We start from the raw sequence: 1,951 nt of genomic DNA, 5'->3' as shown, positions 1-1,951 counted from the left end.
ACGATCCGTCCGCTCCGCACGCCCTTCACCCGATGGCTACACACCGCGCCGCGGCCATACACCGACCCGGACACGCTGCCCTGGCCGAGCGGGCCAGTTGCTGCGGCGGCGGACGACCACGAGCGCGCTGTGACGACTGCGCAAGTCAGTCGGGTCCGCGGTGGAGACGGTGTGCCGTGGCGTCGAACAGTCGGCGCTGGGCGAGGCGTGTGGCCGCGGCCGCGGCTACGGTGGCGGCGGCCAGGAGCATGTACATGACGACGATTTGGTAGCGGATGGCGGTCAGCGGGTCGATGCCGGCCAGGATCAGGCCGGTCATGGCGCCGGGCAGGCTGATCAGGCCGACGACCTTGGTCGAGTCGATCGCGGGCACCAGCGCGGTGCGTGCGGCCGAACGCCGGTGCGGGGCGAACGCATCCTCGACGGGCATGGCCAGGGCCAGGCGTGCCTCGATACCCGGCCGGGCACGGCGTACCTCTTCGACCCAGCCGCAGCAGGGTCAGGCCGGTGGCCTGCATCGCGGTTGCCACGATCATGCCGCCGATCGGCACGACGACCTCGGGCTGGGTGGGGAGGATGCGCAACGCCAGCAGGCTGGCCAGCGACACCAGCGAGCCCACAGCAACGGCGAGGGTGGCCAGCAGTCGGGCGTGGGGCACGCCCCGGCCCCGGCGCCCGGCCACCTGCCCGGCGACCAGCACCATCAGCCCTACCCAGCCGGTGGCGCCGAGCAGCCCGGCATGCTGGAACAGTGCCAGCAGGATGACGCCGACGGCGGCCAGCTGCCCGGCGGCCCGGACGGCGGCAACGGCCAGGTCCCGGGTGAGGCCGAAGCGCTGGTGGGCGGCCGCTGCGATGGCTACTGCGACCAGCAGCACCGAGGGCGCGACCTGGAGCCAGGTCACCGTCGCGGTGCTCACTGGGTCTCCGGGTAGTCGACGTCATCGGGTGTGCCGGTGGTCAGGACGCGGCCGCGTTCCAGGACGATCACCTGGTCGGCCAGGCGGCGGACCTGGTCGGTGTTGTGGCTGACCAACACCACCGTGGTGCCGCGTGCGACGAGGTCGCGCACGGTGTGCTCGATCGCGCACGCGCTGGCCGCGTCCAGGGCGGCGGTGGGCTCGTCGAGGAGCAGCACCTGTGGGTCCAACGCGAGGGAGCGGGCCAGGCACACCCGTTGGGTTTCCCCGCCGGAGAGCCCCGACGTGGCGCGCGTGTGAAACGGGGCCGGCAGGCCGACCCGTTCCAGCAGCGCGCCCACCTCTGCCGGGGGCAGGGCGGGGCGGCCGAGACGGATCTCCTCGGCCACCGAGTCGGTCAGCAGGACGGGGTGCTGGGCGACCAGTTGCACACGCCGGCGCAGCTCCAGCACGTCGTACTCTTCCAGCGGGGTGTCGTGGAAGGTGATCCGCCCGGCGTCGGGGTCTTCGAGCCGGACCAGCAGCCGCAGCAGCCGCGACTTCCCTGCCCCGCTGGGGCCCACGATCGCGGTACACGCGGCCCGCGGGATCTGCGCGCATATGTCCGTCAGCAGCGTGGTTTGTCCGTGCCGCAGGGTCACGCCGCGCAGAGCGAACACCGGTTCGCGGCCCACTCCGCCCCCCTCTCCGGGTCGGTTCTCGTGGTGAGGCCGTCTCCACCGCCCCTCCACTTCTCGGGCTGGGCGGGTCACCCCACGGGCAGCCCGATGACGGCGGCCGCGGCGCCGAGGGCGGCGCAGCCGGCGAGCACCCGCAGCATCGACCACTTCAGGCCGAAGACCAGCACGACCGCGATGGCGGTGATGCCGAGGGCCACGGGCTGGAGGCTGTCCAGCCTCGGCAACGTCAGGTACAGCGGTCCGGCCTCGACGGTCGTGGTTGACGCGAACAGGGTGTGCGTGGCGAAGAACACGGCGAGATTGGCGATCACCCCGACCACGGCAGCGGTGATGCCGGTGAGGGCGGCGGTC

At 72.9% G+C, this 1,951-nt stretch carries 1 protein-coding gene and 3 pseudogenes; all 4 read right to left on the bottom strand.

Annotated elements, in window-relative coordinates:
* Positions 1–145 precede the first annotated feature (145 nt).
* Positions 146–484 (bottom strand): annotated as a pseudogene (locus ACW62_RS36350) (ABC transporter permease); the annotation flags it as partial.
* A gap of 61 nt (positions 485–545) precedes the next feature.
* Positions 546–878 (bottom strand): annotated as a pseudogene (locus tag ACW62_RS36730) (ABC transporter permease); the annotation flags it as partial.
* 38 nt (positions 879–916) lie between these two features.
* Positions 917–1,594 (bottom strand): ABC transporter ATP-binding protein, encoded by a 678-nt coding sequence (locus ACW62_RS32700; protein ID WP_053208311.1) that lies wholly within the window; start codon positions 1,592–1,594, stop codon positions 917–919.
* Between the two features lie 74 nt (positions 1,595–1,668).
* Positions 1,669–1,951: pseudogene (locus ACW62_RS34950) on the bottom strand (chromate transporter); the annotation flags it as partial.

The organism is Jiangella muralis (assembly GCF_001270745.1).
Classification (GTDB): domain Bacteria; phylum Actinomycetota; class Actinomycetes; order Jiangellales; family Jiangellaceae; genus Jiangella; species Jiangella muralis.
The sequence above is the reverse complement of the archived record's forward strand: the minus strand, read 5'-3'. Positions and strand labels throughout refer to the sequence as shown.